Annotated in this window: 18 protein-coding genes and 2 pseudogenes; 3 read left to right on the top strand and 17 right to left on the bottom strand. The window is 57.4% G+C overall.

The features are described 5' to 3' along the window. Positions 1–14 precede the first annotated feature (14 nt). The 8 genes and pseudogenes from RBB80_RS33420 to RBB80_RS33385 all read right to left on the bottom strand — a co-directional run bounded on the left by RBB80_RS33420 (position 15) and on the right by RBB80_RS33385 (position 8057). Positions 15–1586 (bottom strand): CRTAC1 family protein, encoded by a 1572-nt coding sequence (locus RBB80_RS33420; RefSeq protein WP_433966351.1) that lies wholly within the window; start codon positions 1584–1586, stop codon positions 15–17. Positions 1587–1651: 65 nt separating this feature from the next. Continuing rightward, a complete protein-coding gene (locus RBB80_RS33415) occupies positions 1652–1900 on the bottom strand; it encodes a hypothetical protein (protein ID WP_433966350.1) in 249 nt (82 codons plus the stop codon). 144 nt (positions 1901–2044) lie between these two features. Beyond that, positions 2045–3658, bottom strand: coding sequence for a CRTAC1 family protein (locus tag RBB80_RS33410; protein WP_433966349.1), 1614 nt, complete (start codon positions 3656–3658; stop codon positions 2045–2047). 121 nt (positions 3659–3779) lie between these two features. Next, positions 3780–4907 (bottom strand): CRTAC1 family protein, encoded by a 1128-nt coding sequence (locus RBB80_RS33405; RefSeq protein WP_433966348.1) that lies wholly within the window; start codon positions 4905–4907, stop codon positions 3780–3782. 237 nt (positions 4908–5144) lie between these two features. Next, positions 5145–5306 (bottom strand): annotated as a pseudogene (locus RBB80_RS33400) (FG-GAP repeat domain-containing protein); the annotation flags it as partial. A gap of 59 nt (positions 5307–5365) precedes the next feature. Beyond that, positions 5366–5668 (bottom strand): hypothetical protein, encoded by a 303-nt coding sequence (locus RBB80_RS33395; protein ID WP_433966347.1) that lies wholly within the window; start codon positions 5666–5668, stop codon positions 5366–5368. Positions 5669–5839: 171 nt separating this feature from the next. Beyond that, on the bottom strand, positions 5840–7669 hold the full coding sequence (locus RBB80_RS33390) for a tetratricopeptide repeat protein (protein ID WP_433966346.1): 1830 nt from the start codon (positions 7667–7669) through the stop codon (positions 5840–5842). 16 nt (positions 7670–7685) lie between these two features. Next, positions 7686–8057, bottom strand: a complete 372-nt coding sequence (locus RBB80_RS33385; RefSeq protein ID WP_433966345.1) for a hypothetical protein — start codon at positions 8055–8057, stop codon at positions 7686–7688. Positions 8058–8356: 299 nt separating this feature from the next. Here RBB80_RS33385 and RBB80_RS33380 point away from each other — a divergent pair, with 299 nt between their 5' ends. Together RBB80_RS33380 and RBB80_RS33375 are read left to right on the top strand one after the other, a co-directional pair. Further along, the gene (locus tag RBB80_RS33380) at positions 8357–10717 is read left to right on the top strand and encodes an amylo-alpha-1,6-glucosidase (protein ID WP_433966344.1); all 2361 of its coding nucleotides are present in this window, start codon (positions 8357–8359) and stop codon (positions 10715–10717) included. Between the two features lie 14 nt (positions 10718–10731). Beyond that, the gene (locus tag RBB80_RS33375; protein WP_433966343.1) at positions 10732–10872 is read left to right on the top strand and encodes a hypothetical protein; all 141 of its coding nucleotides are present in this window, start codon (positions 10732–10734) and stop codon (positions 10870–10872) included. A 335-nt stretch (positions 10873–11207) separates the two neighbouring features. Here RBB80_RS33375 and RBB80_RS33370 read toward each other — a convergent pair whose 3' ends face one another. From RBB80_RS33370 to RBB80_RS33330, 9 genes and pseudogenes are all read right to left on the bottom strand, one after another. Beyond that, complete coding sequence (locus RBB80_RS33370; protein ID WP_433966342.1) at positions 11208–12080, bottom strand: GNAT family N-acetyltransferase; 873 nt, start codon at positions 12078–12080, stop codon at positions 11208–11210. A 266-nt stretch (positions 12081–12346) separates the two neighbouring features. Next, the gene (locus RBB80_RS33365) at positions 12347–12976 is read right to left on the bottom strand and encodes an SDR family oxidoreductase (RefSeq protein ID WP_433970013.1); all 630 of its coding nucleotides are present in this window, start codon (positions 12974–12976) and stop codon (positions 12347–12349) included. Continuing rightward, positions 12973–13101: an NAD-dependent epimerase/dehydratase family protein gene (locus RBB80_RS33360; RefSeq protein WP_433966341.1), complete on the bottom strand. Its 129-nt coding sequence runs from the start codon at positions 13099–13101 to the stop codon at positions 12973–12975. The genes RBB80_RS33365 and RBB80_RS33360 overlap by 4 nt, the downstream gene beginning before the upstream one ends. A gap of 160 nt (positions 13102–13261) precedes the next feature. Continuing rightward, complete coding sequence (locus RBB80_RS33355) at positions 13262–13549, bottom strand: hypothetical protein (RefSeq protein ID WP_433970121.1); 288 nt, start codon at positions 13547–13549, stop codon at positions 13262–13264. A 176-nt stretch (positions 13550–13725) separates the two neighbouring features. Further along, positions 13726–14073: pseudogene (locus RBB80_RS33350) on the bottom strand (sigma factor); the annotation flags it as partial. Positions 14074–14358: 285 nt separating this feature from the next. Then, complete coding sequence (locus RBB80_RS33345) at positions 14359–14610, bottom strand: hypothetical protein (protein WP_433966340.1); 252 nt, start codon at positions 14608–14610, stop codon at positions 14359–14361. After that, positions 14532–16154: an alpha-amylase family glycosyl hydrolase gene (locus RBB80_RS33340; RefSeq protein WP_433966339.1), complete on the bottom strand. Its 1623-nt coding sequence runs from the start codon at positions 16152–16154 to the stop codon at positions 14532–14534. Before RBB80_RS33340 ends, RBB80_RS33345 begins: the two co-directional genes overlap by 79 nt. Before the next feature lie 27 nt (positions 16155–16181). After that, positions 16182–17882: a glycoside hydrolase family 13 protein gene (locus tag RBB80_RS33335; RefSeq protein ID WP_433970012.1), complete on the bottom strand. Its 1701-nt coding sequence runs from the start codon at positions 17880–17882 to the stop codon at positions 16182–16184. A gap of 288 nt (positions 17883–18170) precedes the next feature. Further along, the gene (locus RBB80_RS33330) at positions 18171–19376 is read right to left on the bottom strand and encodes a GntR family transcriptional regulator (protein WP_433966338.1); all 1206 of its coding nucleotides are present in this window, start codon (positions 19374–19376) and stop codon (positions 18171–18173) included. A gap of 502 nt (positions 19377–19878) precedes the next feature. Here RBB80_RS33330 and RBB80_RS33325 point away from each other — a divergent pair. After that, positions 19879–23535 (top strand): TonB-dependent receptor domain-containing protein, encoded by a 3657-nt coding sequence (locus RBB80_RS33325; RefSeq protein ID WP_433966337.1) that lies wholly within the window; start codon positions 19879–19881, stop codon positions 23533–23535. The last annotated feature ends 201 nt before the right edge of the window (positions 23536–23736 follow it).

Below are 23736 nucleotides of genomic sequence, written 5' to 3'. Positions count from 1 at the left end.
AAAATTGAAACCCGTTAGAATCTCGTTCCATTACCTTCTATCAGAGTGACGATCTGGTCAACTTTGGCGATGGCGAATCTTTCCTTTGTGCCGCTGGGCCAGTGAACTTCGATTGAGTCGATGGTCGTGACGTCCCCGAGCCCGAAGTGAACACGAGGGTCGTGAGTGGAGGCGAAGCTGCCTCCTGAAGTAACGTCTCCGCGCTGTTTCTGGCCGCCCGCGGTGAGATAGACCGTGGAACCGATGGCGTCTCTGGGACTCTTTGGACCTCCTACAAGTTTCAGTTCGATCCAATGATGATGGTCTGGGTAGACGTTGCGGAGCAGGCCAGGGTGACCGTCCAGGCCATTGATGACAACATCCAGTTTGCCGTCGTTGAAGAGGTCGCCGACGGCCATGCCGCGGCCGACGTAAAGGTTTGCGAGAGCTGTGCCTTCGACGGCGGGCTCGAGATCAAATTTTTTGCCTTCGATATTGTGAAAGAGGAGTGGGCGTTGCGCCCAACTGGTTCCCCAGGATGTGTGGTCGACCTGCGGATAGACGTGGCCGTTCGCGATGATGAGATCCTTCCATCCGTCATTGTCGAAGTCAAAGAACGCTGTGCCCCATCCCAGGAATGGAATTGTAGGCTCGGCAATTCCCATCTGGTAGCTGATATCGGTGAAGTTGGCGTCGCCATCGTTGCGGTAGAGCGGGTTGTAATCGTCCGAAAATGTTGTGTTGTAGATATCGAGCAGGCCGTTGTTTCGATAGTCGCCGACTGCGATGCCCATCGAGGCTGTTTCGCGGCCGTTCTCGTTGAGAGCGTATCCGGAGGCGTAACTTGCGTCTTCGAACGTGCCGTCTCCCTTATTGATGTAGAGATAGTTTGGAGTCGAATCGTTTGCGACAAGAAGGTCCGGCTTGCCGTCGTTATTGATATCAACGAAGACAGAGGCGAATCCGTAGTAGCCGTTCTTGTCGGAGACTCCGGCTTTTTCGCTCACGTCGGTGAAGGTGCCGTCGCCGTTGTTGTGGAAGAGGTGATCCGGTTCGCCTTTGAGACCACGTGGGCCGCACATGACTTTTTCGCCGCGAAACTGGCAGAAGCTGTAGGAAACTTCTTTGCCGCCGGATCCGGGCTGATTCGCGAGGTCGTAATGAACGTAGCCGGGAACGAAGAGATCCAGCCGTCCATCGCCGTCGTAGTCACCCCAGGTGGCGCCGGTGGACCAGTTGCCGAGAGTGACCCCGGCTTTCTCGGCGACGTCAGTGAAGGTTCCGTCGTGGTTGTTGTGGTAGAGGCGGTTCCTGCCGAAGTTGGTAACGTAGATGTCGGGCCAGCCGTCGTTGTCGTAGTCGGCTATGGCGACGCCGATTCCCCAGCGGTCATTGGTGACGTGTGCCTTCGCGGCGACGTCGGTGAAAGTTCCGTCGTGGTTGTTGTGGAAGAGCGCAGCATGGGGCGGTGTTGCTTTGCCACTCATGGCGTCATAGGTTGAACCGTTGACGAGGTAGATGTCGAGCCAGCCGTCGTTGTCATAGTCGATGAGTCCGACGCCAGATCCGTTTGTTTCGATAATGAATTTCTTTTCCGGAGTTCCCATTGCGTGGGTCCATGTGGTTAGTCCGGCTCTTCCCGCAATGTCCTGAAAGATGATGGGACCACTCTTTACGAAACCTCCAGCGGTGATGGGCCTTTTCTCTTCATCGAGGACTGCGGGGTGGGCGCCTGCGGTGTTGGCTCCCCCATTGCTGACGCCTGGCCGCCCTCTTGAGGCTTGTCAGACTGTGTGTCGGTTGAACGGGAGTTTGGGGCGGTGGATTGTGCGACCGATGCCGCAGTGTTGCAGAAGAGCGTTGCGGAGAGAGCAGCGACGACAGACAGCGAACCGAAACGGGAGCGATGAGGAAGGGTCACTAGCGTGTCCTTGAAGTTCAGATTACGAGTTCGCAGGAGTGAGGTGCAGGTATTCATCGATTTCCCGGAAGGTTGCAGCCTCATGTTTACCATACGAACCCGTAGACGTGATTGAGAGTGTTGTTTGCACTGACGCTACTCTGTTTAATTTGCTGGTGACGAGGATCGGCCCTTTCCTTCGGTGAGGTCGAGGATGCGATCGACTGAGGCAGGAGGGTCGAAGAGTTCCGTCTGACCGTTGGGCCAGCGAATCTGAATGCTCGTGAGGTGCGTCTCCTGGCCGAGGCCGAAGTGGAGACGGAGATCGCTTGACGAGTTATAGCTGGAGCCGTCGCGAACCTCGTCGACCCAGAGACGTTTTGCAGATTTCATGGTGACGCGAGCGCCGATGGCATCGCGATTGGAGGATGTACCGATGAGATGAAGGCCGAGCCAGTGGTCCTGATTTTGCGCGAGGTTGACTAGAAGCATCGGTCGGTCGCTGAGGTTGTTGATTACGGCTTCGAGGCGTCCGTCGTTGAAGAGATCCGCGATTGCAAGTCCGCGGCTGGAGCGTGGCTCGACGAGCCCGGGGCCTGAGATCTTGCTGATGTCGCGGAACTTGCCGTTGCCTAGATTGTTGTAGAGGAAACGAGGTTCGCGGTAGGAGGAACCTAGTTTGGCGGAGTCGACCTCGGGATAGACATGGCCGTTGGCGATGAGAAGGTCCGGCCATCCGTCGTTGTCGATGTCGGCGAACATAGCTCCCCAGCCGAGAGCATCGGTGTTGATGCCGAGTCCAGCGGCGAAGGTCATGTCGGTATAGGTGCCGTCGCCATTGTTGCGATAGAGGGTGGAGGTGTCGTCGGAGAAGTTGGTTTTGAAGAGGTCAAGCTTGCCGTCGCCGTCGTAGTCGGCGGTGGTTGAGCCCATGCCGGCCTGTTCGCGGCCGTCTTCGTTGAAGGCTACACCGGCGTCGGCGGCGGTGTCCTTGAAGGTTCCATCATGGTTGTTTCGATAGAGGATGGCGGGGGTGGAGTCGCAGGCGACGTAGAGGTCGGGCCAGCCGTCGTCATCGTAGTCGAGTGTGGTGATGGAGAAGCAGTAGTGGCCTTGAGTGCGCTCGAATCCGCTGGGCTTGCTGACGTCTTCAAACTTTCCGCCACCGAGGTTGTGGTAGAGGATGTTGGGTGCGCTCTCGAGACCGCGAGGGCCGCACATGACGGGGACTCCCTTCCAGATGCATCCCGAGGTCTGGCCGGGTGTTGGGGTGCGAGCGAGGTCGAAGTGCACGTAGTTGGCGACAGCCAGGTCCAACTTGCCGTCGCGATCGTAGTCGATGAAGGCGCAGCCGGTGCCCCACTCTTTGCCTGTACCGGCGACGCCTGACTGCTCCGCCACCTCCTTGAACGTCCCATTGCCCTGGTTGTGGAAGAGGCGGTTTTTGCCATAGCCGGTGACGTAGATGTCGTCGAATCCATCGTTGTCATAATCTCCAACGCATGCTCCCTGGCCCCATCCTGTGGAAACCAGGCCAGCCTTTACGGTGACGTCGGTGAAGGTTCCGTCGTGATTGTTATGAAAGAGATGATTGGTGGGCTTTGCCTGGCCGGCTGCGGAGGTTGTGCCAGGCAGATTGGTGCCGTTGACGAGAAAGATGTCGGGCCAGCCGTCGTTGTCGTAGTCGAGGATGGCAACGCCGGAGCCGGTAGCCTCGATGATGTAACGCTTGGATTCAACGCTTCCGTTGACATCGCGAACCGTAATGCCAGCCTTCAAGGCGACATCCACAAACCACGCCGGGGGCGGATGATCGGTCGTTGGTGGATAGGGCTGCTGCGCTCCGAATGCGGTCGAAGCAAAGAGGATGATGACCGCGTTTCGAAGAAGGAGCTAAACTTCATGGCTTTGGGGCCGTCGCCGGAGTGGTCGACGCTTTAGATTGCGAAGAGGTTCCCATGGCAACTGTCTTCAGAATCTTTCCACCCTCTTGAATGACATAAAGATGGTTTGCGGGGAGGTCAGTAAGTCTGTCTGTCGTGCCGGACGGCCACTTGATTTCCACCGAATCTGCTTTGGCAGAGTGATCGAGGCCGAAGTGGATTCGGAGATCGTTCTGCGAGTAGTAACTGCCGCCGCTTCGAACTTCGTCGATTTGAATAAAGGGTTTGGCGTTGTCTGGTATCGGCGTTGTGACGCTGATCTTTGCGCCGATGCCAGAGCGGTTGGATTTTGTACCGACGGTGCGGATCTTGATCCAGTTGCGGCCCGTCGTCGATTCGCAGCGGAGCAGCTGGGGAAGGCTATTGATGCAGTTGACGACGACGTCCACTACGCCGTCGTTGTCGTAGTCGCCGAAGGCGCAACCTCTGCCGGGGGCGGGTGTTGTGATGCCGGGCCCACCTTGCGCGGTCACCTCTTCGAACTGCCCATTGCGCAGATTGCGGTAGAGGTACTTGTGTTCGGCGTAAGGCGCGTCGATGGCGGTTCCGTCGACTTCAGGATAGACGTGTCCGTTACAGATGAAGATGTCGGGCCAGCCGTCGTTGTCCATGTCGAAGAAGCCGACGCCCCAGCCGAGATAGCGGGTATTGACGCCGAGTCCGGACATGTAGGTATGGTCGTCGAAGTTTCCGTCGCCGAGATTGACGTAGAGCGAATCGGTGTCGCCGGCGAAGTTTGTTTTGACGATGTCGAAGCGGCCGTCGCGATTGAAATCGCCAATGGATACACCCATACCGGCTTGCGGCTTGCCGTCAGGAGAGTATGCGATGCCAGCCTCGATGGCTACATCTTTGAAGGTGCCGTCTTTTTGGTTTTGGTAGAAGGTGGCAGCGGTGGAGTCGTTGGCGACGTAGATGTCGGGCCAGCCGTCGCCGTCGATGTCGGAGACAGCTACGGAGAGTCCGTAGGTGCCGATGGTGTCCCACATGCCGGATTTTTGTGAGACGTCTGTGAAGGTGCCGTCGCCGTTGTTGCGGTAGAGAATGTTTTTGCCGCCCTGGAGGCCGGGAGGACCGCATGCCACCTGAATTCCCTTATAGGCGCAGCCGGCGGCTTCGGGGAGAGGAGCTGTTTTGATGTCGAAGTCGATGTAGTTGGCGACAAAGAGGTCGAGATGGCCGTCGCGGTCGTAGTCAAGAAAGGCACAGCCGGAGTTCCAGCGCGTCTTTGACTGGAGCAGGCCAGCCTTCTCTGTAACGTCGGTGAAGGTGCCGTTGCCATTGTTGCGATAGAGGACGTTCTGCCCGTAGTAGCTGACGAAGAGGTCGTTCCAGCCGTCATTGTTGTAGTCACCAACACAGCAGCCCTGTCCCCATCCGGCGCGACCAACCCCGGCTTTGAGGGTGACGTCGGTGAAGGTGCCGTCACGATTATTTTTGAAGAGGCGGGAGAGGGGCTCCTGACCTTTGGGGAAGCCTTCCAGTCGAGTGCCGTTGACAAGGAAGATGTCGATCCAGTCATCGTGATCGTAGTCGTAGAAGGCTACGCCGCAGCCGGTGGTTTCGAGCAGGTATCGATTTTTGTGTTCGCCGCCGTAGATCGTCTTTGCGTTGAGTCCGGACTGGCGTGCGACGTCGATGAAGCTGATGTCGAGAGGAGTGCCTGTGACGGGAGAGGAAGTCCCTTAGGGGCAGGACGGGGCACGGCGTCATAGGTGGGGCGCGATCCCATCTGCTGGGCCGTCTGAGAGGTCTGCGGCGAGGCCAGAGCCAGAACGTCGTCAAACGAAAGAACCAGTGCAGTGGTGGAGAGCGAGGTAAGAAAGTTACGGCGAGACCAATTCAAATGGACACTCCTAAGGCAATGGCCCGGCACTGACGTTCGAGACTCTCTTCGCCGTGGTAATTGTAATCACAAAATTGGAATGGGTTGAAGTAGTCTCGAAATCGGTACACGGTGTAGAGAAACCTGACCTCCAGAGATAAAAACGGCTCGAACGCACTGTAGTCCCGCCATCTATGGATGAGCGGAAGGAACATCTGCTGCGGTGGAAGTATTCGAGAGAAGCTTCTTAGCTTTTTGTCGTTCGAGAGCGGCATCGGCGCCTCGTCCTTGTCTGTCGAGAGCGTCGGCCAACGCGGAGTGTGCCTCGCTGTAGTTTGGGTCTGCTTCAACTGCAGTTTGCAATTGAAATATCGCATCGGCCGTCTTGCCTTGCTTCAGGAGGGCCTTGCCGCTATCGAGGGCAAAGTTGGCACGTTGTCGACTGACAGCGATACGGCTGAGGGATGCGGCCTTTTTGCGTTCGGCGGCGGCGCCTTCAGAGTCTCCCTGCTGAATGAGGATTGCGGCAAGGCTGATGTGTGGACTTGGTTGGTTGGGTATAAGATCGATGGCACGTCGCAGGGCTGATGCGGCCTTTTCGGGCTCGTTATTATTTTTGTAGACATTGCCAAGTAGGGCCCAGGCCTCGCCGTTGTTGGGGCGTAGTGCGGTGGCGTTCTCAAGTTCGGCCTGGGATTCTGCGAAACGTCCGAGCTGCATGTAGAGTACGCCAAGTGTGTAGGGCGGATCAGGCAAACTGGGATCTAATCGCTCCGCGCGGAGGAACTCCGCGACCGCTGCGGTTGGATCGTCTTTCAACTTCAGGGCCAGTCCGAGATCGTAGTGGAGATGTGAGTTATCAGGTTCGATCAGGAGACCTGCACGAAATTGCTCTATGGCGTGGTTGAGATCGCTCTGCTGAAGATATGCGACGCCGAGGTCTTGCCGCAGGGTAGGATTGTCCGCGTCCAGCGCGAGGGCTCGCAGGTAGAAGATGATGGCTCCCTTTGCGTCGCCCGTTTGTACGAGAGCGAGTCCGAGGTTCGTGAGTACGGCAGAGTCCTGGGGTCGCGCGGCGACGACCTGTTGAAAGAGAGGTATAGCTTCACGAGGGTTGTCGTTCGCTTGCAGGGTGAGGGCGATTTCGTATTTGATGTCCGTCGATCCAGGATCAATGACCAGCGCATGTCGCAGTACCGTAAGTGCCATCTCTTCCTGCTCGTTCGCGCGCAGGGCACGACCAAGTTGCAGCGCATACTCCACGTTTTCTTTGACCAGGTCATTCGCTTTGGTGAGTTCGCTGACCGCGTCTGCGAGGTCCCCGTGATTTAGAAAGACGGAGCCGAGGTGATAGTGCGCGGATGCTAGTGACGGCTCTAGTGAGATAGCACGTTGAAATTGGACTGAGGCGTCACTGTAAGTCTGTTGTTGTGCGAGGATCGTGCCCAGACTATCGTGCAGAGCGGCATTGTCAGGCGAATTGGAGAGAGCTAACTCCAACTGCTTTTGTGCGGTGGCCGGCTCTCCTGTTGCTGCGAGGGCGGCAGCGTAGGCGATGGAGGCCTGGGGCGTGAGTGGCTGTGATGCATCGCTCTTCGTTTCGTCGAGCAGTTGAAACATTTGCACCGATTTCTGATATTCGCGAAGCTGAGAGTACACGATCGCCAAGTTGAGTATGGCGTCTGAATTCTGCGGATCGAGTTTGTGGGCCAGTTCGAGTTGGTCCGCAGCGTATGCGAGATCTCCCTCAGCGAGTAGTACAGTGCCAAAGGCACTGTGGCCTGCGGCAACCTCGGGGGCTAGTTTTACGACTTTTGCAAATTGAATGTGTGCGGAAAGTAGATCATTCTGACGATACGCTACGGAACCGGCCCGAAACGCTTCGTCGGCTTCCTTTACTCTGTCGGGTGTAGCGGTCTGTGAAGAAGCTGCTGGCATGGAGGCAGTTTGTGCCTGCGCTAGCGGAGTGATCGTCGTAAGGACGCTGCACAGCAGAAGCGAACGTGTCTGGAAGAGTTGCATGTCAGCACGATTGTAATCATGGATGGAGGGGATGGGGATTGCTCGTCTGAGCTGGGGCCTGCGCAAAGTCCACATAGTCGCGGCCGATGTAGAGTCGATATCTGGTGGTGTAGGGACCTGGCAAGATCTGCAGAGGAGTTGGACGGCGGAGGGTGACGTCTTTGGCGGAGTGGACGGAGAGGAGATCGTGGCCTCCGATGTCCATGACGACGAAGGTATTGCCAGCCACGAAGCCGCAACCGTATGCACCTGGTTGTAGCCTATGCCCTTCGATGTCGATGGATTCCTCAGTGATTAGATAAGCCTGATATTTCTCCTGGACCGAACTGGAGTAGCCTGCCGTATCCACCAGGGCGACTAGAAGGAGCGCGTCCTTCGTGAATTGCACTCCCCGGAGTTTCTGGCTTGAACTGGCGCACTCTGACCTCGGAAAAAGACCGTTGTCGGCAGGAACTTCGTTGCTTCAGTGGCGGTCAGAACTCTCGTTCCGATCACAGGCGCCGAATCGATCTGATATGGTCCGAGGGCTGGAGCCGCTGCGTGTAAAGAAGGAGTTGCAATGGTGAACAGCAGGATGGAGCGCAACGATTTACGGATCATGAGCGGCATCTTATCAGCCGCATCGGACTTCGTCGTGAGAGCGGGTGTCAGCATGTAGACTGGTGATCTTTTGGAGAGGGAGATACCATGCGGGCTGCTTTTTCTTTGGTCGCAATGCTTGGCGGGATCGCGGCCGCCCAGACTGGAGCGCTGCGGCCAGTCGATGCTTTTCCGGTGAGCGAAGACGGGCCGGCGATTCGACGTCATGTTGAAGCAGGAAAGCCATTTACTGTCGCGGGATCGCGCGGCGTCATGCCTGGACAGCAGGAGGGGACATTTGAGGCGTGGGTGTTGCCCGTGAAATTGCTCAGCCACTTCGCGATTCGGGCGAATGTGGAAGGCTATGCGGTGCCGATCGACCTGAACGCGGATGCAGCGGAGATCGAGGTGTTCCCCGATCACACGGTGATTACTTATTCGCATATCGCCTTCACCGTGAGGCAGATTATGTTTTCGCCTGATGATGCAGAAGACGGTACAGGTGCGGTTGTTTTGTTCCAGATCGATTCGACGCGGCCGATGGATCTGACGTTCAGCTTTACGCCGGAGATGCGGCCGATGTGGCCACAGCGTAGCCAGGGCGTTCCATCCGCGGAGTGGGTTAAGCGACAGGATGGCGGGTTTTATGTGCTTCATACCGACTTCCCTGACTTGGCGGGAGCTGTGGCGATGCCGAATACACAGCCGGGAGTTTTGGCTCCGTATCAGGAGAAGCCGAAGTTCTATCCGCTGGAGCTGAGGCTGCAGTACGATCCCAAGCGAGATACGAACCGGTATTTTCCGCTGCTGATGGCGATGGGAAACACCGTCGAGATGGCGACCAACACGGTGCTGCAAGGCAAGCTGGAACGTCTGAATGCTGAGTTGCCGCAGATCTATGCGAAGCACGCTGAGCGATATCGGCAAATGAGGGATAGTTTGACGGCGATTCGCACTCCAGATGCTGGGTTGAACGATGACTTCGGTTGGGCCGCAATGTCGATTGAGCAGTTGCGGGCGAAGGCGCAACCTAGCGGCGAGATTGGGTTGGTTGCGGGATATTACTCGTCTGGCGATTCGGCTCGGCCTGGATTTGGCTGGTACTTTGGGCGCGACAGCTTGTATACGCTTTATGCGGTGAATGGCTTTGGCGACTTCGGATTGGTCCGCGACGAGCTTGAGTTCCTGATGAAGAGGCAGCGTGATGATGGGAAGATCATGCACGAGTATCCGCAGACTGCGGCTTATTTCGAGTGGAAGAACTTCTCTTACGCTTATGCTGCTGCTGATTCGACGCCGTTGTTTCTGACTGCAATGCTGGACTACGTTCGGACCAGCGGCGATGTCGATTTTCTACGGAAACATCGAGAGATTGTTGAAAAAGCCTGGCGTTTTGAGACGACCCATGACACCGATGGTGACGGGATCTACGACAATTCGCAGGGGACTGGGTGGGTGGAGAGTTGGCCGAGCGGGATGCCGCATCAGGAGGTCTATCTTGCGCTGCTTGATCAGCAGGCTTCGGCTGCGATGTCGAAGCTGGCTGGGTTGCTGGAGGATAAGGCTACGGCTGATGCTGCCAGCGCTCGTGCTGCGGATCTGGCGAAGAAGATTGAGGCTGAGTATTACGATTCGGCGCGACAGGCTTATGCGTTTAGCCGGAACGCTGATGGGACTCTTGATCGTACTGCTACGGTTTATCCGGCGATTGCGTGGTGGAACGGCGGAGAAGGGCTGGCTCATCCGCAGGCGAGCTTTCGGCGGTGGGATTCGCATGATTTTTCTACCGACTGGGGGCTAAGGGATGTGGCTGAGAGCGATCCTTTCTATGATCCGATCAGTTATCACCAGGGGTCGGTCTGGCCTTTGTTTACCGGGTGGGCGTCGGTGGCGGAGTACCGTGCGGGACGCCCGCTGGCTGGCTATGCGCACCTGATGCAGAATGCGGATTTGACCACGGCGCAGGATCTGGGCGCGGTGACGGAGTTGCTGTCGGGTGCGTTCTTTCAGCCGTTCGGGAGGAGTACCAGCCATCAGCTGTGGTCATCAGCGATGGTGATTACTCCGGCGTTGCGTGGATTGTTTGGTGTTGATATCGATGGACTCGCGAGCTCGGTTCATCTTGATCCGCATCTGCCTGCCGATTGGGATCATGCTTCGGTTGAGCGGCTTCATGTGGGCGCTTCTGTTTGCTCGCTGGAGTATCAGCGTGAGGTGCGTGGTCTGGTAGTGAAGCTGAGTACGCTTTCCGGTCCGACGGTTCGGCTGGAGAGTGTCGTGAAAGATTCGCGGGTTTTGGCGGATGGTTCGTCGGTTGTTTTTGCATTGCCGGCGGTTGAAGTCGCGGTGCCGCATGGGTTGCCGCTGCCGGGAGCGCGGACGTCGCAGATGAAGGTGCTGAGCGAGGTCTCGGAGAAGCACTCGCTGAGGCTGGAGCTTGAGGCAGAGGGGGCACGGTCGTTGAACTGATCGTTCGGCGGAATGTGGCAAAGCTGAATCTCCATGTTGAAGGTGGAACGCTTGCGGGTACGGCAGCAGGCAAGGGCACCGGGTTGGAGAGGCTGGTGGTGAAGTTTCCGCAGGGCACTGGCTATCAACAGAGTCTTGTCATTTTGAGCTGGTAGGAGGGGTCCCGCCCCCGGGGGTACCCTCCTTGAAGCCTTTTATTATGAGTTATATAGAAAAATTTCCTCTTGTAAATATTTCATACTAAAGGGGTTATAGGTAAAAATTTCTTTCTAAAGGGTTTATGGGTTAAAGGGAAAGATCCCGCTGTGGAAGCGGGATCTTTCGCTGTATCTAAGTATAGCTTCCCGGGTGGAACTAATGCGCCACGCGTAACTGCTTGCGTTGGAGGTAGTTGAGTGCTTCAGAGGCTTGACAGGTTTTTCGTCCGTTCCCAAGGCGATTCTTTGGTGCGCCAGCGTTCTCGGTGGATCGTGCTAGTGCTGGGTGGAAGTTAGAACAGGATTGAAGGCAACCACGCGCCGACAGGATCGTTATACAGCCCGGTGCTCATTAGGGTCATGGGTTGAACAACGCGGAGTCCATTCTGCAGGCACCACCGCAGTAAAGCGCTGTTGCGTGAGGGGACGAGGATTCCGGGGCCGGCAAAGGAATCTACGGAAGCGATCAGCGCCTGCATATCCAGATTCGTCTCCGACGTGGAGTGGCCAAAAAAGGCGAGATGGGTTGTATATCCGGTAACGCGTTCTCCTCGTTCAACCACCAGGGCTGTGCCATCTGAGATAGCTTGTTCTAACTCGATGGCACAGTCAAAGCCATGAACGCGGCGAGAGAGTGAGTTGCAGGCGTCCAGGTCGGCTGGTGAAGCGGGCCGCACGTGGCATCCGGGAACGCTTCGTTCGCGAGTCCGTCCCTGCAGGCAGCAGAGCGGCTCACGGACGTCGAAGCCGAAAGAGGTGTAAAGCGAGAGGGAGCGATTGTGAAAGGCCGCCTGGACCAAGCGTACTCCGGCGGCGCCACGATCACGGGCGCGATCCATCACGTTCTGCATCAGCAGACGGCCAACCCCCGTGTTCTGTACCGCAGGGTCAATCGTGATCGGTCCAACTCCGCGGATGACGGAGCTTTCGTCAAGGATGTTGCTGCCGACAACCCGGCCGCCGATCTCTGCCACTACGCAATAACAGTCAGGGTCTGAGAACAGCGAGGAGATGAGAGCTATGGTCACCTCAGGTTGGGGGAAGTCGGGTGGAAAACCGTGAGCAGTGTTGATGGCCGTGAAGGCGTCGTAGCAGATTTGCCCACAGGTTGCGGCGTCCTCTGATCTGGCAGATCTGATAACGACAGGTGTATCTTTCGATGGCATCGGAAACGCTTCCTCCTGTTGAGTGCAAGAAGTCTACCAATGCGGCATCGGAGCGTACGGGCAAGCGGAGCAAGCTCGTAGTTGCTCAATCGCCGATTTACGCGAGGTGGCGACCTGAAAGCCCGGCTGCGAACGTCGGCTGCGGCGCCGCAGTCACATGGACTGCGGCGACAGCGGTCCGTCAGGAATCGATCTGCTCGCCGGGCTTTCAGGCTCGCATCCATGATTGCAGAACACGGATTGCAGAACACGCGGTTTCAGCGAGTCTAACGAGCTTGCGCCTGGGAGTGAACCAACCAATCGGAGAAACGTACTGCTCCCAACAGATCAGGGTGGTCGGGAACGAGGGCATTTTCAGACACTTGTCCTCCGTAGTAACCGAGACTCGGATCGGTCTCGACCTGGCGCGGATCGTTTCTTGCTTTGAGAAACTCTCTTGCCAACTCATCCTGCCGCAGACGATCCGGCCCGGCCACGTTGATGTAGCCGTTCTTGGGCGGCTGGACAGCAACCTTCGCGACAGCCGCTGCAATGTCCTCGGCTGCGATCGGTTGCATGAGCACATCGGATATGCGAACGGTTTTTCCCGAGGTCGCGGTATCAACTAGGGGGCCGACGAACTCGAAGAACTGCGTTGCGCGCACAATGGTGTACGGAATTCCCGAAGATTTGATTGCGTTTTCCTGCGCGACCTTGGCTCGCATATAACCGATGTTCCCCATACGGTCCACGCCTACTATGGAAAGCGCAATGTGATGCTGGACCCCTGCTGCGGCCTCCGCGGGGAATAGATTGCGCGCGGAGGTCTCAAAGAAGTTGAGCACCGCGGAGTCTTCGAAGGATGGTGAGTTTGTGAGATCAACGACTACCTGGGCGCCTCGTAAAGCTTCGGTCAGCCCCTGCCGGTCAGCAGGTCAACGGTGCTGGCCGAGGCTGCAAGTACGTCATGATCTTGTTTTTGAAGGATACGAACAACTTTGCTTCCGATGAGGCCGGTACCGCCTAACACTACTATCTTCATTGGTGTGTCCTTTCCTTATTCGCCGTGGCGAATCGTTCGACTTGCGTCACTCCGTGACGTCAGCGGCTTGTGTAAGCAAGGACAAGATAGGGACACGATCTGTGACACGGCACTGCTCTTTTTCTGTCTGGAGGGGACAAACGCCGGGAAAATCAGTGATTTACAGTGGGGGCGTGATCCGAGCAGAGATCGAAGCCAGCTTGGCGGGGTTGATCACCCACATGATCTGCTCGATCTCCGCAGCCGACGCATCGCCGGATACGAGTCCATAAGCCCGGCCTTGCCGGGAGACGAGCGCGGCGACACTTCCGTTCGCCTCGACCCAGGTGATGGTCGCGCCCGTCCACCAATGCGAGGCAAACGAGGCAATGAACTTCGCCACCTTTGCACGGCCGCGGATGGGTGCCAGCGCGGCTCGCACTGCTCCGCCGCCGTCGGAGGTTGACACCGCATCCGAGCCGAGAAGCTGTTCCAGGGCGGACAACTCCCCTGCTGGGCGGCGGTGAGGAACGCGCGCAGCAGGCGCTCCTGCTCGGCTTTCGTGGCCGGCGCTCTCCGTTCGTCCGCGATGTGTTTGCGAGCACGCGTCACGATCTGGCGAACGTTGCTCTCGGTCACGTCGAGCACTGCGGCAATCTGGCGGTGGGAGTACTCGAAGGCCTCCCGGAGCACATAGGCAGCCCGCTCGGTTGGCCGCAATTTCTCCATCAGAAGCAGGACGGCGAGTTCAAGAGCTTCGCCGCGTTCCGCTCCAAGGGTCGGGTCGGCGCTGGTATCCACCGGCTCCGGAAGCCATGGTCCGATGTAGGTTTCGCGCCGGGAACGCGCCGACTGAGCGATGTTGATCGCTATCCTGGTCGCCACGGAGACGAGGTATGCCACGGGTTCGAGCACAGCCGACCGATCGGTGGTCTGCCACCGCAACCAGGTCTCCTGCACCACGTCTTCGGCTTCTGCCACGGTGCCGAGCATACGATACGCAACGCCAAATAATCGCGAACGCGAGCCGAGGAACACCGCTGTGGCGCTGTCCAGACTGCTGACGTCGGAGGAGTGTTCTGGCGGCATGTTGATATTTTAGGACTCCGTGGTTGCGCGGTGTCAGGCATAGCGAGTCTGGATCGGGCAGGTCAGTGCCGGGGAACGCGCTTTTCGTCAGGAATGGTTCTGGATTGACGCGAAATCGCCGATGCACTCGTTGAACAGTTCGGGATAACCAGTGCACCGGTGCGTGCCGGTAAGGATTAGGGTCAGTGTTTACTGGACTTCTGCAATCCAGGTTGCGTAGGGGGCTAAGGTGATTGGTTTGGTTAGCGGTGCATGGTTGAGGGATGGGTCGTTGGTTTCGAGTGTAGTGGTTGCGCCTTTGGTGAGGCCTAGCGCGGCGTAGTCGTATTTGAGTGTTTGGGGCTGGCCGGAGAAGTTGAGCGCTACGAGGACGGAGGGTTTGCCGGCGGAACCTTTGCGCAGGTAGGAGACGACGTTTTCGTTTGGGTTGAGCATCTGCATGCTGCCTTGGTAGAGGGCAGGGTTGGTGCGGCGGAGCTCGATGAGGCGCTTGTACCAGTTGAGCATGGACTCGTGGTCGGGCGACTCGATGGCGACGTTGACGGTCTTGTAGTCGGGGGCGACGGGAAGCCAGGTTGTGATGGAGGTGCTGAAGCCTGCGTTCTTCGAGTCATTCCACTGCATGGGGTGCGTTCTCCGTCGCGGCCCTTTTGTTTTGGCCAGCCGGTGATGCCCTCGGGGTCTCGCACGTCTTCGATGCGTGTGGGGGTGGTGGTGACCATGCCGATCTCGTCGCCGTAGTACATCTGCGGGGTGGCGCGCGAGGTGAGAAGGAGGGCAGCCATCATGCGAGCGATGCGCGCTTTCATGGCTGGGTCGCTGACTCCGATGCTGTAGCGGTCCCAGATGCGGTCCTGATCGTGATTGCCGAAGAAGAAGTAGGGCTGGCCGTGAGCAGGGTTGTCTTCGACCTCGTCGAGAAGCTGGCGGAACTTGGGTGCGTTGAGTTCGTTGACGTCGGCTACCTGGAAGTCCATGGGGAGCTGGACCTCGTCGTTGTTGGCGCCGTACATCTTGGCGAGCTCGAAGATGTTGGGCTCGTCGGCTTCACTGATGAGGACGGGATTGCCGGGGTACTCGTCGACGACTTTGCGCATCTCGCGCAGCATGTCGTGAACCTCGGGGAGGTTGTCGGTGTACTTGTGCTGGATGTTGGGGTCGCCGAAGGCGTTGAGGCCGGGCTGGATGGGATCGTCGTGGAGGTTGGGATCTTCGAAGAGGCGTGAGACGGCGTCGATGCGGAAGCCGTTGACGCCTTTATTCATCCAGAAGCGAAGGACGTCCATCATGGCCTTCACGACTTCGGGGTTGCGCCAATTGAGGTCGGGTTGCTGGACGTAGAAGTGGTGGTAGTAGAACTGCTTCGTGGTTGCGTCCCACTCCCATGCGGAATGACCGAACCAACTTTGCCAGTTGTTTGGCGGGATTGGTTTGCCGTCGGCGGTGAAGCCCTTGGGATCGCGCCAGATGTACCAGTCACGTTTGGGATTGTCGCGGGAGGAGCGTGACTCTTTGAACCATGCGCTCTGGTCGGAGGTGTGGTTGGGGACGTAGTCCATGATGACGCGGATGTTGCGGCCCTTCGCTTCTGCGGTCATGTGCTCGAAGTCGGCCATGGTGCCGTATTGAGGATCGATGGCTTCGTAGTCGGCGATGTCGTAGCCGAAGTCGATCTGGGGCGAGGGGTACATGGGGGTGATCCAGATGGCGTCGATGCCGAGTTGCTTGATGTAGTCGAGGTGTGAGGTGATGCCTTTGATGTCGCCGATGCCGTCGCCGTCGGTGTCCTGAAAGCTGCGCGGGTAGATCTCGTAGATGACGCCGTGCTTCCACCATGGGTCGGCGGCGGTGTTTTTCTGATCTGCGGCGGGCGGGATTTGAGTTGCGGTCTGCGCGAAGGCGCTCGGTACGGCGATACCGAACGCCAGGGCTGCGCAGATGAGATGTTTCGCAAGAGTTAAGGTGCGATTCTGTGTCTCTTTCACGAGCTTTCCTCTTTGCGTCACACGTTTCTATTTGATGGACCCGACCCATGAAGCATAGGGCGGCAGCGTGATGTTCTGCAGGCTGCTTGCCTGCCTGAGAGCGGGTGCGTTGGTAAGCAGGGTGTTCACCGTTTTGCCGGTGGCGTTTGCTTTGCTGGGGTCAAGTGAGATTGTCTGCGGCTGATCGGTGAAGTTGAGCGCCACAACGATTGCAGGATGGCCAGCGACACCTTCGCGAACGTAGGAGAGGACCGACGGGTTTGACTCATCGAGCATGACCTGTTTTCCATCGCGGAGTGTGGGGTCGTCCCTGCGCATCGCAATTAGCTGTTTGTGCCAGTTGAGGAGCGAGTCGGGTTCGTTCTCTTCAGCCTTGACGTTGATGGTTGAGTAGTTGGATGGGACAGGTAGCCATGTGGTGGATGATTCGCTGAATCCGGCGTTCTTGGAGTCGTCCCATTGCATGGATGTGCGCTCGCCGTCTCGGCCCTTCTCCTTGGGCCAGCCGGTGACGCCGATGGGATCCTTTACGTCTTCTTTGCGTGTGGGCGTGGAGGTGACCATGCCTAGCTCTTCGCCGTAGTACATGAGGGCTGTGGCGCGTGAGGTGAGAAGCACGGTGGCGAGAAGTCTTGCGATGGCCTGATCGTGCTCACCGTCGCTGTAGCGATTCCAGCTGCGGACGTTGTCATGATTATCGAAGACGAAGAGCGGCTGCGAGCCGTTGAGCTGGGTCTCTGCTTCGTTGATGAATTTGCGAAAGCTCGTGGCGTCCAGTTTGTCGTGGTCACCGTGGAAGCCGAGGAGCATATCCATGGGGAGTTGCAGCTCATCGTGCCTGGTGCCTCCGTACCATTCGTTGAGCGCTGCGGTGTTGGGGAGATAAGTCTCGCCGATGAGGACGCGGTTGCCGGGGTATTTTTCTACCATGGCGCGCATGCGACGGATGACGCCGTGGACCTCGGAGAGGTTGCTGGTGTAGATGTCTTTGAGGTTGGGGTCACCCTGGGCGTTTATGCCGCCTGCGTCGGGCTCGTTGCGGAGTTGGGGGTCTTCGAAGAGGGTGGGGATGGCGTCGAGGCGGAAGCCGGCTACGCCACGGTCGAGCCAGAAGCGCATGGCGTCGAAGCAGGCTTTCTCGACGGCGGGGTTGCGCCAGTTGAGGTCGGGCTGCTGCTTGTAGAACTTGTGATAGTAGAACTGGTGAACGGCGGGGACCCACTCCCATGCGGAGCCGCCGAAGCCGGAGATCCAGTTATTGGGCGGTACACGGCCTTCATGCTCGAAGCGCTTTTGATATGCGGTGACGTTGGGTCCGTTGGCGGGGACGCCGTCGTTCCAGACGTACCAGTCATGCTTGGGGTTGGTGCGGGAGCTGGCGGAGTCGATGAACCACTGGTGTTTGTCTGAGGTGTGGTTGAGGACCATGTCCAGAACGACGCGAATGTTGCGCTGTTTGCCTTCGGCGATGAGATGGTCCATATCGGCGAGGGTGCCATACTGCGGGTCTACGGCCTGGTAGTCGGAGATGTCGTAACCGAAGTCGACCTGAGGCGAGGGGTACATGGGCGCGATCCAGATGGCGTCGACGCCGAGGCTTTTGAGGTAGTCGAGTCGCTGGGAGATGCCGTTGAGGTCGCCGATGCCATCGCCGTTGGAGTCCTGGAAGCTGCGGGGATAGATCTCGTAGAGGACGGCATGCTTCCACCAGGGACCGTCGTTCTGCATGGCGCCGGTTGTGGTCGATGGCTGCGGCGTCTGACTCAGTGCGATGCTTCCGGAGGTCCAGAGCGCGCTGGCGGCAAGGATTGCGAGGGTGGCGGGGAGACGCAGCCAGCTTAAAGACGAGGCGTTGCGATGATGAAACTTGTTGGTCAAAACAGCCTCCGGGGAGTTCGCAACACTATAGCATTTGGGATACCAGTTGCGACTGATCGTCATGGCATTACGGTGGGTTGAGGAGTGGAGAATTTCGCGGCATGGGTGTAGCGCGTCCATGTTTGCCTGACGGGATATCTATGTGAGTTTGTGAGTTGATGAGGTATGCGTTCCGCAAGAGCTGCGAAGAACCGTTTTTGTTTGCAAAAGGATGTCGCGTGTGGGGAGATCGGGTTTCTCCAGCCGCTGGAGCATTGTTGCAATGGCCATGGCGCCGATGTCGGCACAGTTCTGATGCTGTGTGGTGAGAGGCACGGGCAGGAGGCTCGCGTATTTCACGTCGTCGATTCCGACGATGCGGATCTCATCCGGGACGCGTATTCCGCGAGCGGCGAGGCCCTGCATGATGCGGGCTGCGGTGATGTCGTTGGCGCAGACGATTGCGTCGGGCTGGCAGTCTTTGAGCAGAGTCTGAAGGAAATGAGGATCCTCCGGATCGCCGAGGCGTACGAGATCCTGTTGCAGGTGGACTCCGCGAGCGAGGAGAGCCTCTCGGTAGCCGGCGATTCGTCCGTGAACGGTGGAGGCAGAGAGGCGTCTGGCGACAAAGACGATGCGTCTGGCTCCGTGAAGGAGCAGATGCTGGGTGATGAGGAAGCCTGCACTGCGATTGTCGATGCCGACGAGGTCATATTTTGAACGTAAGGGATAGGGCGCGAAACACCGGTCCAGCAGCACGACCGGGATGCCTGCGCGGTCGAACGCGGATGCGATGCGCCGGTTGACGATGTCTTTTTCCGGAGTGAATTCGAGTGGCGCGAAGAAGACGCCGGAGACTTTTTGCGCGATGTACTTGTGGCAGAGTTCCTCGGCCTCTTTCTGCTGCTGGGTGAGTTCGCCCATGGCGTGTCCCCATAGGAGAGAGTGGGGTTTGGAGAGAGGCGACCGCATCATGCCGTTGCAGATGGGCTCGAAGATCTCGGTTCTCCCGAGATCGGGAATCAGTAGACCGAATACATGATCGGTCGAGGCGATGGGAGCGAGCACGTGGGTGCCTGAGCCGGGTCGTCGCGATACGAGACCCTGTAGCTGGAGTTCATGGACGGCTTTGGCCACGGTGATACGTGAGGTGTTGTAGCGCTTTCCTAGCTCGGCTTCGCTTGGAAGGCGTTCGCCTCGACGAAGAGTTCCGGCTTTGATTGCGGAATGCAGATCTTCAAGGACCTGCCGGTACTTTGGCGTGACGGGATGAGCGGGAGAATCTTTTCTGCTGCGGGGGCTTGCTTGCGAATCGGCGGCTGTCGATGATCTGGTCTCGGTTCGGCGGCCCTGGGCCTTCTTCATGTAATCCATCCCGGGTGAAGATCTGTCGATAATGTATAGACAAATCTTTCATCTCACGAATGGACGCTTGATTCGCTGATTAGTAGGTGGTCAACCTTTTGGTTGAGATTCAGCTGCACCTCCGGGATCGTTTGATTTTCGGTTAAATCGAATAAGTGCTTATTTATCTATATTTTGACAGTTGGTGTCACAAAAGTAGGCGGGCTGGCTCTGGGTAATAGGTCGGACCACTTTTGGCATTTTTGTCTCGACCGTTGCCGGAGAGTCGCTATGTCAATAACTTGCAAATATTAACCGATCAAACTCGTTGACATCTTCTAGAGCTCTCGAGTACTTTTCGTTGCGATTCAAAGGGCCAACTATTTCGGATTTGTACACAGGCGATGTTTACCTGGTGTCCGTTAAAGATTTATGCCGCTAGCGAGTTGAAGCGATGTTTGGCAGCACTTAGAGATGATTGCCAACAGTAAGCAAACGTGAAGCACTTTTTTGGAGGTTTGCGATGAGATTTGTGACGCGCGTACTAGTTGGGTTGCTATTTGCCATATGTGCACTGGCGTTTTCGCCGATTGCGTATGGCCAAGCGGTTTATGGTTCGATCTTTGGATCGACCCTCGACACCACGGGTGCGGCCGTTCCAGGCGCGACGATTACTGTGACCGACGATGCGAAAGGAACGTCGGTCAATGTGCAATCAAACGCGAGCGGCGAATTTACTGTTGAACATCTCATCCCAGACCTTTACGACGTGAAGGTGAGCGCGGCGGGTTTCAAGGGGTTTGAGCAGAAGGGCATCCGGGTTACTGCAGACACGTCTATCAAGGTTGAGGCGGCTCTGACGGTCGGAGGATCCGATCAAACCATTGAAGTGGACGCAGACGCGATTCCCCAGTTGAAGACGGACCGAGCGGATGTGTCCACGACATTCGGGTCGAAGGAGATTACAGACCTTCCTATTCCGGACAGGAACTTTACGAATCTGCAGCTGCTGTTGCCAGGCGCTCAACTGCTTGGGTGGAGTCATGCGGCGAGTGAGAATCCGCAGGGTTCGAAGCAGATCGAAGTGGACGGCCAGGCGTTTGCCGGAGTCGCGTTTCAGTTGGATGGAACTGACAATCAAGACCCGATCCTAGGAATTATTGTGGTCAACCCTAACTCCGACTCGCTGTCCGAGACGAAGATTACGACACAGAACTTCGACGCCGAGTTTGGCAAGGCAGTGTCTTCAGTGGTGACGGCGCAGACGAAGTCGGGGTCTAACAGCTGGCACGGATCAGCATTCGACTACCGCGAAAGTAACGCGAACCTTGCACGCGAGCCCTTCTCGCAGGGTTCCGGCCAGCTTTCGGCGACCAACCCGTTCCCTCAGGGCTTGAAGAATCAGTTTGGCGGATCGATTGGTGGAAAGATCATCAAGGATAAGTTGTTCTTCTTTGGAGATTATCAGGGAGTAAGACAGAAGGTTGGTATCGCGAACGTGCAGACCGTTCCGACGGCGCACCTCGTCTCGACCTGCATTGGACAGGCCACAACCGTAACTGGACAGGCCGGATGCGATTTCAGCGAATATACTCCGGCAGTCGGACAGCTCTACCACCAAGTGAACGGCCAGTCTGTTGCGTACGCGAGCAATGTTATCCCCGCGTCGGACGTGTCTGTGCCGGCGCGGAACTTCCTCAAGCTTCTAGCGCCTTACGCTCCGAATACGCCTGGCTCTCCTGTGGGCCCCCCGGGACAGCAAGTCACCGGACTCAAGAACAATTATGCGGGTAGCGGGACCGGCGGCTTCAACAGCGATCAGTGGGACGTTCGAGGTGACTGGACGGCGAACGACCGGGTACACGTCTTTGGACGCTTTAGCCGCTTCACGGATACACTCACTGGTAAGACGATCTTTGGCAATGCTGGAGGATCGGGGTTTGGCCTGGGTGGTTATGGTGGCACCTCGCAGGGCGCAAACGACAGCGCAGCGGCGGGCGTAGACATCGCCGTGAATTCGAAGTTGGTTACCGACGTTCGCCTTGGGTACTTCCGCTACAACATTGGGACATCGAAGTACGACGCGGGTACAAATCTGGCTACAACCATTGGCGCACCGGGTTTGAATCTGGGAGATCCCATCACGAGTGGTTCACCGTCGTTTCAGCTAACGGAAGTCGCCAGCTTTGGACCGCCGAACAACAGCCAAACTCAGGGACCGCAATACGGTGCCGGGTTGAACGTGGACCGTTGCAACTGCCCGCTGATCGAACGCGAGGACCAGTATCAGCTTGCGAACAATTGGACCAAGACCATAGGCAACCACAGCGTTAAGTTTGGCATGGACCTGCGTTATGCACGCAACCTGCGGGTGCCAAGCGACAACGACCGCACTGGCCTTTTGTTCTTCGGTACCGGTCCGTCGGCGGCGAACGGGGCCACCGGAAAAACTGGCCTGGGATTTGCATCGTTCGTACTCGGCAGCCCAACTGAGTTTGAGCGGTATGTGAGTACGACGACGAATGCCAAGGAGTTTCAGAAACGAGACTTCTTCTACGCCCAGGATACGTGGCGTGTTACTTCGAAGCTGACGGTCAACCTGGGCTTACGCTATGAGCTGTACTTCCCGGAGAGTGTGAACGCCAAGGGAAATGGAGCGCTACTGAACCCCACCACCGGTTACCTCCAGGTGGCGGGTTATGGCAACATTGGCAGCAACATGAACTACAACCGCCCGGGTAACGCCTATAACCCACGCATCGGCGTTGCGTATCAGGCGACTCCTTTGACTGTGATCCGGGCAGGATACGGACGCAGCTTCGACATCGGTGTATTCGGTTCGATCTTCGGTCATGCGGCAACGCAGAACCTTCCAGTGCTGCAGAACCAGGCCATCACGGCCAGCGGGACGGCCTCTGCATTCGACCTGGCAGTGGGACCACCTTTGGCGACGCCGGTCGCAGTACCAGCGAGTGGTCTGCTGCCGAACCCGGGTTATCAGGTGACTTCGCGCGCGCGGCCGACGACCCTTCGTCTGCCAACTCTCGATGCCTGGAATTTGAGTGTGCAACAGTCGTTCTCACCCACATTGTCCATGACGGTCGCGTATGTCGGCAATAAAGGTACTCATACCTTCGGCGATATTTCGAGTAATACGACCAACCCGAACGAGGCCGCAATCGCTTTGCCCTCAGATCAGAGCTTTAATGGTGAGGCATTGCACTGGGATCCGAATCTGCCCACCATTGGCGGTCTGAGTCAGTATGTCAATGGTGTCGGCCCGGGTGGCGCTGTCAACAACCAGAACCTGCTGCGACGGTATTACGGCGGTAAACTGGCGGCCTGTGCCGATCCGAACTATTCGCAACCGACTGGGCAAGGGCTCGCACCAGGCGCTTGCGGATGGACGAACGATATAACGGATTTCTCTGACAATCTCGATACTCACTACAACGCGCTGCAGGTAACGGTTGCGAAGACCTATGCGCATGGTATTTCGCTCAATGCCAACTATGCCTGGCAGCAAGCGCTAAGCGACTCGGTAAACTACTCGTCGTGGGACAAGCATATCGTTGCGGGCCGTGACGGGGCGCTACGTCAGCAGCAGATTATCGTCTACGGACTGTTCGAGTTACCGTTTGGCAGGAACAAGCTGCTGCTTTCGAACGCGAACCGAGTGGTCAATCAGATCGTGAGCGGGATCCAGATCAGTCCGGTGATCAACTACTCCAGCGGCTTGCCGTTCACCTTGACCTATTCGACCTGCAGCCAGCAGGTCCCGTCTGATGCGCCCTGTCGAGTGAACGGCGATACTCGCCGTTTCCACTCCCAGGAGACAGGAATCCCGGGTAATAACCTGTTGTTTTACCAGTCTTACAATATCGATAGTGGCAACGGGCCTTTCACGCGACCGGGTCTCGACCAGATCGGCAATGTGGGACGGAACACAGTCTTCGGGCCGCATTTCTTCAACGCTGATCTGTCAATCCAGAAAAACTTCCTTATTCGTGAGAAGGTAACCTTCCAGTTGCGAGCGGATGGCTTCAACGCCTTCAACCATATCAACTGGGGCTCACCTGGCGGCAACGTGGACCAGGGAGGCTCGATTACGAACGGACCCTTCCCGAACAACTCGGCTAATCCGAGGCAATTACAGTTCTCGGGGCGTTTCCAGTTCTAGAGCTACCAGGGATGTAAAAAAGGGGGAGCTACGGCTCTCCCTTTTGTTTCGGTTACACTCGGTCCAGATCTTCTATGCGTCACGTGCTTAAAGTAGTGCTATCGGGCTGCCTGTCTTTCTTTGCGGCGCTATCCCTGCCATTTGGATTTGCACAAAGCCCGACTGAAACTTTACCTGCAGCACCGGGCCCACTGGTGTCCT

The sequence above is a fragment of the Tunturiibacter gelidiferens genome (genome assembly GCF_051013345.1).
GTDB classification, from domain to species: domain Bacteria; phylum Acidobacteriota; class Terriglobia; order Terriglobales; family Acidobacteriaceae; genus Edaphobacter; species Edaphobacter gelidiferens_A.
The sequence above is the reverse complement of the archived record's forward strand: the minus strand, read 5'-3'. Positions and strand labels throughout refer to the sequence as shown.

What these genes read in the sequence shown, in the direction of transcription:
- RBB80_RS33420 (WP_433966351.1), bottom strand. Translation starts at nt 1,586, where the DNA reads ATGGGAACTCCGGAAAAGAAATTCATTATCGAAACAAACGGATCTGGC.
- RBB80_RS33390 (WP_433966346.1), bottom strand. Translation starts at nt 7,669, where the DNA reads ATGCAACTCTTCCAGACACGTTCGCTTCTGCTGTGCAGCGTCCTTACG.
- RBB80_RS33380 (WP_433966344.1), top strand. Translation starts at nt 8,357, where the DNA reads ATGCGGGCTGCTTTTTCTTTGGTCGCAATGCTTGGCGGGATCGCGGCC.
- RBB80_RS33370 (WP_433966342.1), bottom strand. Translation starts at nt 12,080, where the DNA reads ATGCCATCGAAAGATACACCTGTCGTTATCAGATCTGCCAGATCAGAG.
- RBB80_RS33360 (WP_433966341.1), bottom strand. Translation starts at nt 13,101, where the DNA reads ATGAAGATAGTAGTGTTAGGCGGTACCGGCCTCATCGGAAGCAAAGTT.
- RBB80_RS33345 (WP_433966340.1), bottom strand. Translation starts at nt 14,610, where the DNA reads ATGCAGATGCTCAACCCAAACGAAAACGTCGTCTCCTACCTGCGCAAA.
- RBB80_RS33335 (WP_433970012.1), bottom strand. Translation starts at nt 17,882, where the DNA reads ATGCAGAACGACGGTCCCTGGTGGAAGCATGCCGTCCTCTACGAGATC.
- RBB80_RS33330 (WP_433966338.1), bottom strand. Translation starts at nt 19,376, where the DNA reads ATGAAGAAGGCCCAGGGCCGCCGAACCGAGACCAGATCATCGACAGCC.
- RBB80_RS33325 (WP_433966337.1), top strand. Translation starts at nt 19,879, where the DNA reads ATGAGATTTGTGACGCGCGTACTAGTTGGGTTGCTATTTGCCATATGT.